The 14,835-nt window shown below is 69.7% G+C and carries 16 protein-coding genes and 1 pseudogene; 12 read left to right on the plus strand and 5 right to left on the minus strand.

What is annotated here, in order from left to right; all coding sequences use genetic code 11:
- The first annotated feature begins 141 nt into the window (after positions 1–141).
- The 6 genes from ACR5MH_RS04275 (at position 142) to ACR5MH_RS04300 (ending at position 3,364) form a co-directional block, all read left to right on the plus strand.
- Positions 142–483: an ArsR/SmtB family transcription factor gene (locus ACR5MH_RS04275; protein ID WP_431346462.1), complete on the plus strand. Its 342-nt coding sequence runs from the start codon at positions 142–144 to the stop codon at positions 481–483.
- A 3-nt stretch (positions 484–486) separates the two neighbouring features.
- Positions 487–981 (plus strand): SRPBCC family protein, encoded by a 495-nt coding sequence (locus ACR5MH_RS04280; protein WP_431346461.1) that lies wholly within the window; start codon positions 487–489, stop codon positions 979–981.
- 19 nt (positions 982–1,000) lie between these two features.
- The gene (locus ACR5MH_RS04285) at positions 1,001–1,621 is read left to right on the plus strand and encodes a dihydrofolate reductase family protein (protein ID WP_431346460.1); all 621 of its coding nucleotides are present in this window, start codon (positions 1,001–1,003) and stop codon (positions 1,619–1,621) included.
- A 185-nt stretch (positions 1,622–1,806) separates the two neighbouring features.
- Positions 1,807–2,424 carry a hypothetical protein gene (locus ACR5MH_RS04290; protein WP_431346581.1) on the plus strand — a complete coding sequence of 206 codons (618 nt, stop codon included), beginning with the start codon at positions 1,807–1,809 and terminating at the stop codon, positions 2,422–2,424.
- 16 nt (positions 2,425–2,440) lie between these two features.
- Positions 2,441–2,494, plus strand: a complete 54-nt coding sequence (locus ACR5MH_RS04295) for a hypothetical protein (RefSeq protein WP_431346577.1) — start codon at positions 2,441–2,443, stop codon at positions 2,492–2,494.
- 252 nt (positions 2,495–2,746) lie between these two features.
- Positions 2,747–3,364: a hypothetical protein gene (locus ACR5MH_RS04300; protein WP_431346459.1), complete on the plus strand. Its 618-nt coding sequence runs from the start codon at positions 2,747–2,749 to the stop codon at positions 3,362–3,364.
- 342 nt (positions 3,365–3,706) lie between these two features.
- On the opposite strand, the gene ACR5MH_RS04305 is transcribed toward ACR5MH_RS04300, so the two are convergent.
- Positions 3,707–4,096, minus strand: coding sequence for a DUF1003 domain-containing protein (locus ACR5MH_RS04305; RefSeq protein ID WP_431346458.1), 390 nt, complete (start codon positions 4,094–4,096; stop codon positions 3,707–3,709).
- A gap of 289 nt (positions 4,097–4,385) precedes the next feature.
- Between ACR5MH_RS04305 and ACR5MH_RS04310 the strand changes: the two genes are divergently transcribed.
- Positions 4,386–5,117, plus strand: coding sequence for a flavodoxin family protein (locus tag ACR5MH_RS04310; protein ID WP_431346457.1), 732 nt, complete (start codon positions 4,386–4,388; stop codon positions 5,115–5,117).
- On the opposite strand, the gene ACR5MH_RS04315 is transcribed toward ACR5MH_RS04310, so the two are convergent.
- A complete protein-coding gene (locus ACR5MH_RS04315) occupies positions 5,112–5,621 on the minus strand; it encodes a hypothetical protein (protein ID WP_431346456.1) in 510 nt (169 codons plus the stop codon). The genes ACR5MH_RS04310 and ACR5MH_RS04315 overlap by 6 nt on opposite strands.
- A 419-nt stretch (positions 5,622–6,040) precedes the next feature.
- Here ACR5MH_RS04315 and ACR5MH_RS04320 point away from each other — a divergent pair, with 419 nt between their 5' ends.
- Positions 6,041–6,403 (plus strand): septum formation family protein, encoded by a 363-nt coding sequence (locus tag ACR5MH_RS04320; RefSeq protein ID WP_431346455.1) that lies wholly within the window; start codon positions 6,041–6,043, stop codon positions 6,401–6,403.
- A gap of 4 nt (positions 6,404–6,407) precedes the next feature.
- Here ACR5MH_RS04320 and ACR5MH_RS04325 read toward each other — a convergent pair whose 3' ends face one another.
- Positions 6,408–8,777: an ATP-binding cassette domain-containing protein gene (locus ACR5MH_RS04325; RefSeq protein WP_433862328.1), complete on the minus strand. Its 2,370-nt coding sequence runs from the start codon at positions 8,775–8,777 to the stop codon at positions 6,408–6,410.
- 176 nt (positions 8,778–8,953) lie between these two features.
- On the opposite strand from ACR5MH_RS04325, the gene ACR5MH_RS04330 reads away from it, so the two are divergent.
- Positions 8,954–9,592 carry an HdeD family acid-resistance protein gene (locus tag ACR5MH_RS04330; RefSeq protein WP_431346454.1) on the plus strand — a complete coding sequence of 213 codons (639 nt, stop codon included), beginning with the start codon at positions 8,954–8,956 and terminating at the stop codon, positions 9,590–9,592.
- A gap of 88 nt (positions 9,593–9,680) precedes the next feature.
- Here ACR5MH_RS04330 and ACR5MH_RS04335 read toward each other — a convergent pair whose 3' ends face one another.
- Together ACR5MH_RS04335 and ACR5MH_RS04340 are read right to left on the minus strand one after the other, a co-directional pair.
- On the minus strand, positions 9,681–11,582 hold the full coding sequence (locus ACR5MH_RS04335) for a S9 family peptidase (RefSeq protein ID WP_433862329.1): 1,902 nt from the start codon (positions 11,580–11,582) through the stop codon (positions 9,681–9,683).
- Positions 11,579–12,393 (minus strand): annotated as a pseudogene (locus ACR5MH_RS04340) (SDR family oxidoreductase). Before ACR5MH_RS04340 ends, ACR5MH_RS04335 begins: the two are co-directional and overlap by 4 nt.
- 95 nt (positions 12,394–12,488) lie before the next feature.
- Here ACR5MH_RS04340 and ACR5MH_RS04345 point away from each other — a divergent pair.
- Genes ACR5MH_RS04345 through ACR5MH_RS04355 form a run of 3 tightly spaced genes read left to right on the plus strand, consistent with a single transcriptional unit; the run spans position 12,489 to position 14,757 of the window.
- Complete coding sequence (locus ACR5MH_RS04345) at positions 12,489–12,989, plus strand: NfeD family protein (protein WP_431346451.1); 501 nt, start codon at positions 12,489–12,491, stop codon at positions 12,987–12,989.
- Positions 12,986–14,011, plus strand: coding sequence for an SPFH domain-containing protein (locus ACR5MH_RS04350; RefSeq protein ID WP_431346450.1), 1,026 nt, complete (start codon positions 12,986–12,988; stop codon positions 14,009–14,011). Before ACR5MH_RS04345 ends, ACR5MH_RS04350 begins: the two co-directional genes overlap by 4 nt.
- Complete coding sequence (locus tag ACR5MH_RS04355; protein WP_431346449.1) at positions 14,008–14,757, plus strand: glycerophosphodiester phosphodiesterase family protein; 750 nt, start codon at positions 14,008–14,010, stop codon at positions 14,755–14,757. The genes ACR5MH_RS04350 and ACR5MH_RS04355 overlap by 4 nt, the downstream gene beginning before the upstream one ends.
- Positions 14,758–14,835: the final 78 nt, after the last annotated feature.

The following is a 14,835-nucleotide window of genomic DNA, read 5'->3' on the forward strand; positions in this document are numbered from 1 at the left end:
TACCGGCCCCGCTCGTCGCGCCGGGCGCTCCACCCCGGGGGTTCCGCGGCGAGCGAGGCGTCCTTCCGTCCAGCGGAAGGCGAGTTTAACGACGGTCTTCACCCTGTGTTCATGCACCCATATCGGTATATGATCGGACGCATGGCACGGGCAGCGACGACCTCGGACGTCTTCAACGCCGTCGCGGAACCGCGCCGCCGCGACATCCTGGTGCTGCTGCGGTCCGGCGAGCGGCCGGTGAACGAGGTGGCCGCGGCGCTCGGGATTCCGCAGCCCGGCGCGTCCAAGCACCTGCGGGTGCTCAAGGAAGTCGGGCTCGTACAGGACCGCCGAGCAGGCAAGCAGCGGGTCTACGGCCTCGACGCCGGCGGCCTGCGGACGATCCACGAGTGGACGGGCGGCTTCGAGCAGTTCTGGAACGAGAGCTTCGACCGCCTCGATGCGTACGTGCAGGAGCTCACAGCGCAGAGGGCAGGGGAGTAGCCGGTGCAGGAACCAGAGACAGCGGAGTCGCCGGCAGCCGATCGCGAGATCGTCGTCTCGCGCCTGATCGACGCTCCGCCCGAGCTGGTGTTCGAGGCGTTCACGGAGGTCAGGCACCTCTCGCGGTGGTGGGGTCCGGCGGGGTTCAGCACGACCACCCGGTCCTTCGACTTCCGGGTGGGCGGGGTGTGGGCCTTCACGATGCGCGGCCCGGACGGCACGGCCTATCCCGAGTGGATCACCTGGACGGCCATCGTCCCGCCCGAGCGCATCGAGCTGCTCCACGGCGAGCACCGCGACGATCCGGACACGTTCGCTTCGGTGCTGACCTTCACCCCGGTAGGCGCCGCGACGCGCATCGAGCTGCGAACGGTGTTCCCGACCGTGGAACTGCGCGACCAGGCGCTCGAACGCTCCCACGCCGCCGAGGGCGGCAGGCAGACGCTGGCCAAGCTGGCCGGCTACGTCGAGACGACGATGAGGAATGACCCACGATGAGGAATGAGAAGAGGAACTGATGGCTGGGAAGGTGTTCTTCAGCGTCTCGATGTCGCTGGACGGGTTCATGGCGCCGGACTCCCCGGAGGAGTTGATGGGCACGCAGTGGATGGAGCTGCAGCACTGGGTCTTCCCGACCCGGTTCTTCCGCGGGAACCTCGCTCTCGGCCCGGGCGGCGAGGAGGGCCTGGACGACGACATCGCCCGCCGCACCTTCGAGCGCACCGGCGCCAGCGTGATGGGAAAGCGGATGTTCGAGGCCGGCGAGCACGCCTGGCCGGAGGACGCGCCGTTCCACACGGACGTGTTCGTCGTCACGCACGAGCGCCGCGACCCGTGGGTGCGCCTCGGCGGGACCACCTTCCACTTTGTGGACGACCTGTGGGTCGCGCTCGACCGGGCGCGCGAGGTCGCGGGGGAGCGCGACGTCCGGATCGCCGGGGGCGGCGCCACGATCGTGGAGTACCTGAACGCGGGCCTGGTCGACGAATTCTCGATCGCCCTCTCGCCTGTGCTGTTCGGGAAGGGCATCCGTCTGTTCGACTCCGTGGACGACTCCCGCATCAAGCTGGAGCAGACCGGCTCGGAGGCGTCGCCGCGCGCGACGCACCTCACCTACTCGGTGCACGAACGCTCATGACAGGCCGCCCACCGCGCCCCGTCGACGCGTCCAGGTGAGCGCGCCGCCGACGTCGCGGGTCAGGGGATGGGCGACCCGGTGAAACTTCGCTCCCGTTGACGCTGCAGGCGGCCCCACTGCGGGGAGAGCATCCGGGCCGCCGCTAGCGTGGCCATCGCCGTGCCCTCTCTAGAGAAAGGAACGACATGGCCAACGACGCTTTCGCCGGACCCGTGGACTATCTGGTGTTCGCCTTCCCCGAGGACGCCTCCGTCAGCGCGGGCCTCGCCGCGGTGCTGCACCGGGTCGACGAGGGGATCATCGAGGTGCTCGACCTCGAACTGATCCGTGTCGACGACACCGGGGCGCCGGTCCGTCGGCCGCTCGACCAGTTCCCGGTATCTGGCGGCTCCGACGGCTTCGACGGCGCGTATTCGGGCATCCTCGACGCGAAGGACGTCCAGCGGGTCGCCGACGCGCTGGAGCCCGGCGCCTTCGCCATCGCGCTCGTCTACGAGGACCGCTCCCTGGCTCCCGCGGCCGACGCGTGGATCACAGCGGGCGGCGCGGAGCTGTTCGCCGGGGAGTCGACATCATCGACCTCGCCGACGCCCTCGAAGTGGAAGGAACCGACCGATGAGCCTTCTGCGCACCGCCGCGCGCGCCTCCGTCGCGACACGCGTCATCGGAAGCACCCACCGACGCCAGCAGCAGCGCTGGGCGGCTCAGGACGCCGCGGCCGGGCAGCGCCGGCCCGGTGGCGACGAGACGCCGGCCGGGGTCCCTGCGCCCACGCCGCTCGATCAGCTCGCACAGCTCGGTGAGCTGCGAGCCGCCGGGGTGCTCACCGAGGCCGAGTTCGAGGCGCAGAAGGCCCGCCTCCTGAGCGCGTAGCCGATTCCGGTTGGGGAGCGCCCCACGTGATAGCGCGACGATCCTGCGCTCACTGGACGATGTGGCCAGGTCGTGTACGAGGTGGGCCCGTGATGTGGGTGGTGAGGGTGCGTATTGACGAGCGGCGTATTCGTTCCAGGCCTACTGGTTTTCCAGCTATTAGTCACCGGGCCGTTCTTGGTGTTAGCGCGCGGTCCAAATACGCACACACAGATAGAGCGCTGCGGTTGAGTGAGCGATAGAGTGCGGGCCATGACACCCGAGGCAGGCTCGATCCCGATTCCGCTGCCGGTGGACACGGGATCCTCGCTGACGGATTGGCTCATGGTCGTCGTGAGCCTGCTCGGCGTTCTAGTGTCTGGCGCGATCGCATATCTCGCGTACCGGGCGAACGTGGCATCGGGGGCAGCGCAGGTTGCAGCCACCGAGGCATTGGCGAAGGCCGCAAACGCCAGTGAAGCTGCCACGAAGTCACAGCTAGCGTTGCTTGAGCGCAGCGCGCATGCGTCAACGGGAGCGACCTGGGGAGATGCTCCGGCCGCAGCGAGCGAAGGAGATGCTGCCACAAAAGCCGTTCATTGGGAGGTCAGACGGATCGGGAAGTTCCCGGGTCTGCTTCGGAGCGACGACGGTTACGAGCTGCGAAACGAAGGTGGCGCCACTGCTCGCGACGTCCGCATCGAGGGTCTAACCGATTTGGATAAGGCTGACGTATCGGTCTCGAAAGTGGAGCCCATTGGTCCCGGCGAATCGGCAGAAGTGCGCGTGCACAGGGGCGTCGCCAGCCCTCCGGCTGCGGTGGTCGTCGTTGAGTGGTGGGAGGACAACCAGTTGCAACGGCAGCGTGAGATCCTTGTCCTTCTTGCCTGAAGCCCTGAGTGAGGCGATGGAACGTGAACAAACGAGTGGTGAGGATGCGTACCCGTTAGCGGGGTATTCAGCGGGGACTGGGTGCCGTATGCGTACACCCGCATGGAGCGCCCGGCGCCCTGAGCGAGGCCGGTACTTTTCGACGGATATTTCAGAGCCGCGGGGGCATCGATGACGTTCTTCACTCGCAGACGTTCGAAGGTGGTGGCGGCGCTCGTGAGCGCGCTGGTGCGGTCAACCGATGAAGGTCGCGTTGCCCAGCGGCTACACGCTCGAATGCACGGTGACCGCGCTGGTAGGCGAGAGCGCGTCTTCGAGCTGACATAATGTGCATTATCAGCGTTACAAGGATGCGTCAGGCGCGCCGGTCGACGGCGTCCCGCTCGCGGGCATCCGAGCGTGGATTTCCTGCGTCAGCGTGTGGATCGTGCGCGTGAGCTCCGTGTTCTCCTCCAGCAGCTTCTGCTGGGCGATGTAGTCGTGGTCCGCCTTCGCTTGCTGGAAGGCCGCCTGGCGGTTCTGCCCGATCATGACGAACGTCGACAGGAAGATCGCCTCGAGAGACACGATGAGGGTCAGGGTCGGCCAGGGGCTCTTCTCGAACACGAGCATCCACACCGCGAAGAGCACGACGTGCAGATAGACGAACATCATCGACCCGGCGAATGCCGTGATCGCGTCGGCGATCCGGAGCTGGACGCTCGAGGCCCGGCGCTCGGCTTCGGCGAGCACTGCGGGATGCAGCCTCTCGTGCGGGGCGTTGGCGAGCAGGCGGCTGGGCCGGAGGAAAGGGTGCCGGTGCTCGGGCGCCGGCGCGGTGGCAGTGGATGTTCCGCCGGAGTTCCGAGGGGTCGGGGCTCCGGATGCTCCGGTGGGGAAAGACGGCTGTGACATCGCTCTGCTCCAGGCTCGCGGCGAGTCCCTCCCGCCGATGAGGTGAGCGTACTGCGCGGCTCCGACGGGCGCCGGATCTCAGCACTGTTTCGTCGCGCGGCACGGCGAGCAGTTGTAGCGTGACCCCATGAGCTCCTCGGGAACCGATTTCAGCGATCTGCGCGCGCTCTACATCAACACCACCCTCACCCGCTCCCCCGGCCGCAGCCACACCCAGTCGCTGATCGACGTGAGCGCGTCGATCATGTCCGCCCAGGGCGTGCAGGTCGACCAGTTCCGCGCCGTCGACCACGCGATCGCCACGGGTGTCTACCCCGACATGCGCGAGCACGGCTGGGACGCTGATGCCTGGCCGGAGCTCTTCCCGCGGGTGCTCGCTGCCGACATCCTCGTGATCGCCGGCCCGATCTGGCTCGGCGACAACAGCAGCGAGACGAAGAAGATCATCGAGCGGCTCTACGCGCATTCGGGCGAGCTGAACGAGAAAGGCCAGTGGCTCTACTACGGCCGGACCGGCGGGTGCCTCATCACCGGCAACGAGGACGGCATCAAGCACTGCGCGTCCAACGTTCTCTACAGCCTGCAGCACATCGGCTACTCCATCCCTCCGCAGGCGGACGCCGGATGGATCGGCGAGGCCGGACCCGGCCCCAGTTACGGCGACGACCTGGGCGACGGCCGGCGCGTGGGGTTCGACAACGACTTCACCAACCGGAACACGACGTTCCTGACTTGGAACCTCCTCCACCTCGCGCGGCTGCTGAAGGACGCGGGCGGCTTCCCCGACTACGGCAACCAGCGCCGGGAGTGGGACGCCGGGACCCGGTTCGACTTCCCGAACCCGGAGTACCGCTCATAGCGGGAGCGTGAAGGCGAACCGGTCCTCGGCCGTGTACCGGTACTCGTCGTCACAGCGGTAGCCACGCAGCCACTGCACGCCATCGACCACGCGCAGGTAGAAGCCCTTCGGGAACTCCACGTCGTCGCTCAGCGGCGCGCTCGCGACCTTGAGCGCGCCCGCCGGCGAGCGTCCGGCGGACAGCACCGAGTCCGGGGCGTTCGGCTGCGACCGCAGCGCGAGCCGGAGGTACGGGCCGGTGTCGGGCGGGCACAGCGACAGCCCCTGCTCCCGGGCCGCGGCGAAGACCTCCGGCAGCGTCGCGCCGGCAGCGAGGCCCAGCTCGCCCACGCCGCGCGCGACGACAGTGAGCACTACCGGATCCCGCAACGCGAACGCCTCGTGATCGAGCAGCGTCTCGGCGTACGCATTCAGGAGGACACCGCCCGACCGCAGCTCCGTGCGCAGGGACGTCCGGGAGGATCCGCCGACGCTCAGGCGCAGGATGTTCTTGGCTCGTTCCATCCCTCCAGGCTATCCACTCGCCACTGCCCGGGCCCTCACGGCCGCACCGCCTACCCGTCCATCGTCACCGTCGAACGGAGCCCCCTGTTCACGCTGGTGCGCGCATCCTGCGGCACAGCTCGCGATTCCACCGGCCGAACGTAGGATGAGGCGGTGAAGAACCGCCGATCGCCCGCGAGCCCGGACGGGCTGTCGCGCCGCGGGTGGCTCATCCTCGTCAGCGCGACCGGCGCCGCCGCGGTCGCCCTCCTCTCCGTCGCCGCCTTCGCCATCGCCGCCCCCGCCGGAGACGCCCGTGCTGACATAACGGCAACGGTTCCGACCGCTCCTCCGCACCCCCGGAGCCGGGCCCGGCACCGCTCAGCCTGCCGCCGCGGGCGACTCCCACGCCGCCCGTCGCCACGGTTCCCGCGCAGCCGGTGGCCGGGATCGCCACCGGCTCCTGCCTCCAGGTCTTCCCGTCGCCGTGGGCGAACGCCTACCCCGTCGTCGACTGCGCGTCGCCGCACATCGCCCAGGTGCTCTCGAAGGGTGCGCTCCCCCAGGCTCCACGCGCACCGTTCCCCGGCACACAGGCCCTGAACTCCCAGGTCGGCGACCTCTGCACGGCGCCCGGACTCCTGGACTGGAACTGGGTCGCGGTGTGGAACGAGGACGTGCAGGTCGAGCTGCGCTACCCGAACACCGAGACGCAGTGGACGTCAGGAGACCGCGCCTACGAATGCTTCGTCGACACCTACTCGCGCCACGAGCTCACCGGGAACGCGGTGGCGGCCCACTAGGACGTCACGCCCCCACGTACTCCGCCAGATGCTGCGCGGTCAGCGTCGCCCGCGACGCCACCAGGTCGGCGGGCGTGCCCTCGAACACGACGCGTCCGCCGTCGTGCCCCGCGCCGGGGCCGAGGTCCACGATCCAGTCGGCGTGCGCCATGACGGCCTGGTGGTGCTCGATGACGATCACCGACTTGCCGGAGTCGACCAGCCGGTCGAGGAGGCCGAGGAGCTGCTCGACGTCGGCCAGGTGCAGACCGGTGGTCGGTTCGTCCAGCACGTAGACGCCGCCCTTCTCCGCCATGTGCGTCGCGAGTTTCAGCCGCTGGCGCTCGCCGCCGGACAGCGTCGTGAGCGGCTGGCCGATGGTCAGGTAGCCGAGGCCGACGTCGGCCAGGCGCTGCAGGATCGCGTGGGCGGCCGGGATGCGCGACTCGCCGCTCGCGAAGAACGTCTCGGCGTCCTCCACCGACAGCGCCAGCACCTCGCTGATGTCGAGGCCGCCGAAGCGGTACTCCAGCACGGACGCGTCGAAGCGCTTGCCTTCGCACACCTCGCACACGGTCGAGACGCCGGCCATCACCCCGAGGTCGGTGTAGATGACGCCGGCGCCGTTGCAGTTCGGGCAGGCGCCCTCGGAGTTCGCGCTGAACAGCGCTGGCTTGACGCCGTTCGCCTTGGCGAACGCCTTGCGGATCGGTTCCAGCAGGCCGGTGTAGGTGGCCGGGTTGCTGCGCCGCGAGCCGCGGATGGCGCCCTGATCCACGGAGACGACGCCCTCGCGCGGCGACACCGAGCCGTGGATGAGCGAGCTCTTGCCGGATCCGGCCACGCCGGTCACCACGACCAGCACGCCGAGCGGGAGGTCCACATCGACGTTCTGCAGGTTGTGCGACGTCGCTCCGCGCACCTCCAGGACGCCGGACGGCGTCCGCACCGACTCCTTGACCTGCGCCCGGTCGTCCAGGTGCCGCCCGGTCAGCGTGCCGCTCCCCCGCAGCCCGTCGATGGTCCCCTCGTAGACGATCTCTCCCCCGGCCGTGCCCGCGCGCGGACCGAGGTCGACCACGTGGTCGGCGATGACGATCATCTCCGGCTTGTGCTCCACCACCAGGACCGTGTTGCCCTTGTCGCGGAGCTGCACGAGCAGCTCGTTCATCCGGCGCATGTCGTGCGGGTGCAGTCCGACCGACGGCTCGTCGAACACGTAGGTGATGTCGGTGAGCGAGGACCCCAGGTGGCGGATCATCTTGGTGCGCTGCGCTTCGCCGCCCGACAGCGTTCCGGAGGGCCGGTCGAGAGAGAGGTAGCCGAGGCCGATGTCCACGAACGAGTCGAGCGTGCCCTGCAGGTTCTCCAGGAGCGGCGCTACAGACGGCTCGTCCAGCCCCCGCACCCACTCGGCGAGGTCGCTGAGCTGCATCGCGCACACGTCGGCGATGCTGACCCCGCGGATGAGCGACGACCGCGCCCCCTCGTTCAGGCGTGTCCCTCCGCACTCGGGGCACGGCGCGAAGGTGACGGCGCGTTCCACGAAGGCGCGGATGTGCGGCTGCATCGCATCGACGTCCTTGGACAGCATCGACTTCTGGACCCGCGGCACCAGGCCCTCGTAGGTGAGGTTGATGCCGTTGATCTTGACCTTCACCGGCTCCTTGTAGAGGAAGTCGTGCAGCTCGGTGTCCGAGAAATCCCGGATCGGCTTGGCCGCGTCGAAGAAGCCGGACTCGCTGAACATCCGCACCGACCAGCCGTCGGCCGTGTAGCCGGGCACGGTGATCGCTCCGCCGGAGAGCGACTTGGTCTCGTCGTAGAGCTGGGTCAGGTCGATCTCGGAGGCGGTGCCCATCCCCTCGCAGCGCGGGCACATCCCACCGGTCTGCTCGAAGCTGCGCTTCACCGTCCCCTTGCCCTCGATGGAAATCGCGCCGGCGCCGCGCACGGTCGGGATGTTGAACGAGAAGGCCTGCGGGGAGCCGACGTGCGGCTGCCCGAGGCGGCTGAACAGGATCCGGAGCATGGCGTTCGCGTCGGTGACCGTGCCGACCGTGGACCGCGCGTTGGCGCCCATCCGTTCCTGGTCGACGAGGATGGCCGTCGTCAGGCCCTCGAGCACGTCGACGTCGGGCCGCGCGAGCGACGGCATGAAGCCCTGCACGAAGGCACTGTACGTCTCGTTGATGAGACGCTGCGACTCGGCCGCGATAGTCCCGAAGACGAGTGAGCTCTTGCCGGAGCCGGACACGCCGGTGAACACCGTCAGCCGGCGCTTCGGCAGGTCGACGCTGACGTCCTTGAGATTGTTCTCACGCGCGCCGCGGACCCGGATGACGTCGTGGGAGTCCGCCCGCTCCGGTCCGTCCGCGTTGGTGGCCGTGGTCATCGTTGCACTCCGTCCATTCGGTGTCCTCTCCGATCTAACCAGGTGCCGCAGACCCACCTCCCCTCCCCGCACTCGCGACGTCGAGAGAATGGGTCTGATCTGCACAGCGAATCTTCAGTATTCTGCGCGTAAGCGGCCACCCGACACCGTGGCCGACCGACAGAAAGGTGCGTGCGATGTCCTCCACCGATCCTCTCGACTCCGCCGTCCGCGACCTCTCGCTGGACGCGTCGGAGATGACCCGCTCCGCCATCAACGGGATCCGCGCCGTCCTCGGAGTCAGCGGCGCCGTCGCGGTGATCCTCGGCGTCGTGCTGCTCTTCTGGCCCGCCAAGACCATCGCCGTCCTGGCGGTCTTCCTCGGGATCTACTTCCTCGTCTCCGGCATCATGCGGCTGGGCGTCGGGATCTTCGCCCGCGGCATCGGCGGCGGGATCCGGACGCTCAACATCATCCTCGGGGTCCTGCTGGTCTTCCTGGCCATCGTGACCCTGAAGAACGTGTCGACCGCCGCGACCGTCCTGGTGATCTTCGCCCTCGCCTTCATCGGCGTCGGCTGGATCATCGAGGGCATCATGGCGCTCGTGGAGGCGGGACGCGCCCGCTCCGCCGGATGGGCGATCGCCTACGGCATCCTGAGCATCATCGCGGGCCTCGTGGTGCTGTTCCTGCCGGCGTCGTCGGCCGTGTTCCTGATCCTGTTCGCCGCGATCGCGCTGATCGTGCTCGGCATCATCGGCGTCGTCCGCGCGTTCACATTCGGGCGAGAGGTGCTGAAGACGACTGCGGCACCCGCGGCACCCGCCGCCGCCTAGCGGCGCGGCTTCACCGGCAGGTGCCGGTCCCACCAGTCCAGGATGATCTCGAACCGCTCGCGACGGTGCCGCGGGCGGCCGCTGCGGCTCAGCTCGTGGTCCTCCCCGGGAAGATCACGAGCTCGGCCTCGACACCGCCGCGCTTCAGCGCCGCGTAGTACCGCTCGGCCTGCCCGAGCGGGCAGCGCAGGTCGTTCGACGAGTGCAGCACGAGCGTGGGCGTCCGGACGCGGTCGACCACGGCCTGCGGGCTCTGCGCGGCGATCCCGGACGGATCGGTGCCGGTGTACTCGTCGCTGAAGAAGCTGCCGATGTCGCTCGTGCCGATGAAGGCGGCCGGGTCGAGATAGCCGCGCTCCACGATCGCCGCGGCGAAGCGGTGGTCGTGCGCGATCGTCCACGCGGTCAGGTAGCCGCCGTAGGACCCTCCCATCACGCCGACGCGTTCGGCGTCGAGGTCCGGGGTCGCCGCGATGGCGCCGTCCAGGAAGTCGAGAACGTCGGCGAGGTCGACGGTGCCCATCCGCTGCCGGATGACGCGACCGTGCTCCTGGCCGTAGCCGGCCGACCCGCGTGGATTGCACATCACCACGGCGTAGCCTGCCGCCGCGTAGACCTGCGCTTCGTCGAAGAGCGCAGCGGTGTAGGCCGCGAACGGTCCGCCGTGGATGGTGAGGAGCACGGGATGCGGTCCGCTGCCCTCGGGCGCCACGACCCAGCCGTGGATCGGGTACCCGTCGCGGCCCGTCACCGTGAGCTCGCGGGGCGCGATCACGCCGGCTGCGCGGAGGTCATGGGAGAAGTCGGTGAGCCGCCGGAGGCTATCGCCGTCGATCACGGCGACGTCGCCCGCCGTGCCGGCGTCGGAGACGCTCGCCACGATGGTCCCGCCCGCCGTGCCGACGCCGCTCACCACCGTCAGATCGTCGGTGAGCCGACGTGCGGCGCCGTCCGCCTCCACTTCGGTGAGGACGAGCGCGCCGCGGCGGCGGTCGCACACCAGCACGCTGTCGTCGCGGAAAGCGACGATCTCCGACTCGGTGAGGTCGACCGTCTCCGGCTCGGTGAGCCTGCGCGGCGCGGCGCCCGGGTGATCGAGCACGAAGAGCGCGGTGTTCTTCGCCACGAAGTCCCGGCCGCCCTGACCCACGTCCTGCGCGCTGAAGTAGAGCGCGCCGTTGAGGCCGTACGTGACCGCGACGACCGAGAAGCTGCCGTGCTCCCCCGTCGCGTCGGAGGGCTCCCGGCCGCCGTCGACCGGCACCAGGAACACGTTCGAGCGGAGGTCGTCGTCCCGGCCCGCGTGCCGGGCCGAGACGAACGCGAGCGTCGATCCGTCCGGCGAGAATGCGATCGCCGAGTCGTCCCAGTCCCCGCTCGTCAGCGCGCGCGGTGTCGCGACCGCCGGAGCCGGCCGCGTCGAGCCGTCGGCCTCCGCGATCGGCGACACGGGCGGCTCCGCCCAGACATCCGGCGCCGGCACCAGGTAGACGTGCGAACGCCGGTCGGTGATGTACCCCAGCCCGTTGGCTTGATATTTCAGTGTGTCGATCCGCCGGGCCCGCTCCCCGTTCGGCTCGATGCCTTCGACCGTGCCGTAGCGCCCCTGCTCGGGATCGCGGCTGACGAAAGCCAGCGAGCGGCCGTCCGGAGACCAGGCGAACTCGGTCACGCCCAGCTTGCGGTCGGTGACGACGACGGGCTCTCCGCCCGCGGCGTCCACCACCATCAGCTGCGACGGGGACTTCGGGCCGCCGCGCAGGAACGCGATCAGCCGCCCGTCCGGCGAGAACTTCGGGGCGCTGTCGCGGAAGCCGCGAGTGAGCCGCCTCGGCGCGGCGTGCCCGGACAGCGGGACGTTCCAGAGCTGGCCGACCGTCGCGTCCGCGGCGAAGGAGGGATGCGTGACCGAGACGACGGCACGTCCGCCTGCCGGGTGGACGGTGGGACGGGAGACCCCGGTCAGGAGCTCCAGGTCGGCGGGCCTCATTCGCTGATCGGCTCGAAGCTGGAGACGTCGCCGACGAGGCGGGTGTGGTCGGCCGGAACCGGGTCGACGACCGCCGAAGCGACCTCGGCGGCGAACTCGCCGACGTTGTAGAGGCGGCCGGCGGCCTCCTTGCGGGCGTCGATCGCACCCGGGTTGAGCCGGTTGAGCAGCGTCGCGGTGATGGTGCCCTCGATCATGTCGCCGGAGACCACGACGAACTCGACGCCCTTCGCGTCCAGTTCCGGGAGCAGCTTCCGCAGCGCGTCCTCGCCCGCCCGCTTGCTGAGCGCGACCGCCTCGTACTCCGGCATGGTCGGGGTGGAGCGGATGAAGTGCGCCTGGTGGCTCGTGACGAACACGACACGGGAGCCGGCGGCCATGAGCGGCAATGCCGACGTCAGCACGTTGACCTGGGCGTCGCGGTTGAGCCGCATGGCGTAGTCCTCGGCCATCCCGGACTCCATGCCGCCGGAGGCGTTGAGGACCAGGATGTCGAGGCCGCCCCACTCCGCGTCGACGGCCGCGAACAGCGCGGCGACCGACGTGGGTCGGTCAGGTCCGCGCCCACGGTGATCGCGGTGCCGCCCTGCGCGCGGATCGCGTCGGCCAGCTTGACCGCGCGCGCTTCTTTGTTGCGGTAGTTGATCGCGACCGCGGCGCCGGCGTCGGCCAGGTACTGCACGGTGTCGGCGCCGATACCGCGCGACGAACCGGTGACGAGGGCGCGTTTGCCGGCGAGGCTGCCCGGCTCGAGCGGGCTGGCGGACGCGGAAGCGTTGGACACGGGTACTCCTAGAGCGTTGGACGACACGGCTTTCTGAGACTACCAAGTGCGTTCCGTCCAGTGGGCCGCGGGAATGCTAGCGTTCTAGCAAGTACATAGTGATGTGTAGAGAGGGGCGGCTCATGGACATCACATCCTTCGCCTGGATCGCCTGGCTCGTCCTCATCCTCGTGTTCGTGATCATCGAGATGCTGACGCTCGACTTCGTCTTCCTCATGATCGCGATCGGCAGCCTGGGCGGCCTGATCTCCGGCCTGCTCGGTGCGCCGTGGTGGCTTCAGCTGATCATCGCGGCCGCGCTCTCGGTGGTCCTGGTGTTCTTCATCCGGCCGCCGCTGCTGCACCGGCTCAAGCGCGGCGGCGACCCCGCCAAGAGCAACGTGGACGCGCTGATCGGCATGACCGGCGTCGTCGTCTCCACCGTCTCGCGCACTGCGGGACTGGTCAAGCTGTCCGTCGGGGAGACCTGGACCGCGCGGCTCTCGCCCGCTCAGTCCGGCCCCGCGGAACTGGTGCCGGGTGAGCACGTCATCGTCCTGAGCATCGAGGGCGCGACAGCCGTCGTCGCCCCGTCACCGGTGTCGGCGGGAGCCGGCGACCTCACCGAGAGGAGCGTCACGTGACCGCAGTCACCCAGCTCGTCGTGACCATCGTGGTCTCGGTCATCATCCTGGTGATCGCGATCTTCGTGCTGGTCACGCTGTTCCGCGCCATCCGGATCATCCCGCAGGCGCGGGCCGGAGTGGTGGAGCGTCTGGGCCGGTACCACAAGACGCTCACCCCCGGTCTCAACGTCGTCGTCCCGTTCATCGACAAGGTGCGGCCGCTCATCGACCTGCGCGAGCAGGTCGTGTCCTTCCCGCCGCAGCCGGTCATCACCGAGGACAACCTGGTCGTCTCGATCGACACGGTCGTGTACTTCCAGGTCACCGACGCGCGCGCGGCGACCTACGAGATCGCCAACTACCTCGGCGCCGTCGAGCAGCTCACCACCACCACGCTCCGTAACGTGGTCGGCGGCCTGAACCTCGAGGCCGCGCTGACCAGCCGCGACAACATCAACGGCCAGCTCCGCCTGGTGCTCGACGAGGCCACCGGCAAGTGGGGGATCCGAGTATCCCGCGTGGAGCTCAAGGCGATCGACCCGCCCGTGTCCATCCAGGACTCGATGGAGAAGCAGATGCGCGCCGAGCGCGATCGTCGTGCGCTGATCCTGACGGCCGAGGGCACCAAGCAGTCCGAGATCCTCAACGCGGAGGGAATGCGCCAAGCGTCCATCCTCAAGGCGGAGGGCGACGCGAAGGCGGCCGTGCTGCGCGCGGAGGGCGAGGCGAAGGCGATCACCACGGTCTTCGGCGCCATCCACGCCGGCAACCCGGACAACCTGCTGCTCGCCTACCAGTACCTGCAGACCCTGCCGAAGCTCGCCGAAGGCACCGCGAACAAGCTCTGGGTCATCCCGAGCGAGCTCACGGAGGCGTTGAAGGGCATCGGTCAGGCGTTCGGGCCGAAGGGCGCGGCCGCAGCCGGGCTCGGCGTGGTCCCGGCCGGCACACAGGCCGCGCCGTCGGTGGAGGCGGCAGGCGCCGCCCCCGCGACCGGCGCGACTCCGCCGCCCACTCCCGCGCCCGCTCCCCCGGCGTGACCTTCCTCGACGGGCCGCGGCCGCGCATCATCGCGCACCGCGGCCTGGCGCTGGACGCGCCGGAGAACACGCTGCTCGCGTTCCTGAAGGCTCTGAGCGCCGGCGCGACGCACCTGGAGACCGACGTGCACGCCTCGGCCGACGGCGTGGCGGTGGTCAGCCACGACCCCGACCTGACCCGGGTGGCCGGCCGCGACGTGCGCGTCGACCAGCTCACCCTGGCCGAGCTGCGGCGCATCCCGCTCGGCGACGGCCAGTCGTTCTGCTCGCTGGCGGAGGCGCTCGACGCGTTCCCCGCGGCGCGCTTCAACATCGACATCAAGGACGAGCGCGCCGCGGCCCCGGCCGCCGCGGCGATCGTGAAGACGCGCGCGGCCGAGCGGGTCCTCCTGACGAGCTTCTCGGGAGCGCGCAGGAGGGCGGCGACGTCCGCGCTGCCGGACGTCGCGGTGTCGCCCTCCGTCTGGGAGTTCGTGCCCGCCCTACTCGGCTCGAAACTCGGCGTGCGCCCCCTCGCGCGGCGGGCGCTGCGCGGGTTCGCGGCCGTGCAGATCCCGGAGCGTCGCGGCCCGGTGCGCCTGGTCACCGGCCGCACGGTCCGCGCGATCCAGGCCGCAGGAGCCGAGGTGCACGTCTGGACGGTCGACGACGTCGACGACATGACCCGGCTGCTGGATCTGGGCGTCGACGGCATCGTGACCAATCGCTGCGACCTCCTGAAAAGCCTGGTCGGCGCGCGAAACTGAGCCCCTGCTCCTTTATCGACGCTGTGAGCCCACTGAGAGAAGGAGGCGTCCGGAAAGAGAATCCCCAGCTTGCTGGTT

This window comes from Streptomyces sp. L7, assembly GCF_050990935.1.
Lineage (GTDB): Bacteria > Actinomycetota > Actinomycetes > Actinomycetales > Microbacteriaceae > Leifsonia.

Excerpts from the sequence above, each read along its gene's own strand:
- ACR5MH_RS04310 (WP_431346457.1), top strand. The coding sequence starts at position 4,386 with ATGAGCTCCTCGGGAACCGATTTCAGCGATCTGCGCGCGCTCTACATC.
- ACR5MH_RS04345 (WP_431346451.1), top strand. The coding sequence starts at position 12,489 with ATGGACATCACATCCTTCGCCTGGATCGCCTGGCTCGTCCTCATCCTC.
- ACR5MH_RS04325 (WP_433862328.1), bottom strand. The coding sequence starts at position 8,777 with ATGACCACGGCCACCAACGCGGACGGACCGGAGCGGGCGGACTCCCAC.
- ACR5MH_RS04330 (WP_431346454.1), top strand. The coding sequence starts at position 8,954 with ATGTCCTCCACCGATCCTCTCGACTCCGCCGTCCGCGACCTCTCGCTG.
- ACR5MH_RS04275 (WP_431346462.1), top strand. The coding sequence starts at position 142 with ATGGCACGGGCAGCGACGACCTCGGACGTCTTCAACGCCGTCGCGGAA.
- ACR5MH_RS04315 (WP_431346456.1), bottom strand. The coding sequence starts at position 5,621 with ATGGAACGAGCCAAGAACATCCTGCGCCTGAGCGTCGGCGGATCCTCC.
- ACR5MH_RS04300 (WP_431346459.1), top strand. The coding sequence starts at position 2,747 with ATGACACCCGAGGCAGGCTCGATCCCGATTCCGCTGCCGGTGGACACG.
- ACR5MH_RS04285 (WP_431346460.1), top strand. The coding sequence starts at position 1,001 with ATGGCTGGGAAGGTGTTCTTCAGCGTCTCGATGTCGCTGGACGGGTTC.
- ACR5MH_RS04290 (WP_431346581.1), top strand. The coding sequence starts at position 1,807 with ATGGCCAACGACGCTTTCGCCGGACCCGTGGACTATCTGGTGTTCGCC.
- ACR5MH_RS04335 (WP_433862329.1), bottom strand. The coding sequence starts at position 11,582 with ATGAGGCCCGCCGACCTGGAGCTCCTGACCGGGGTCTCCCGTCCCACC.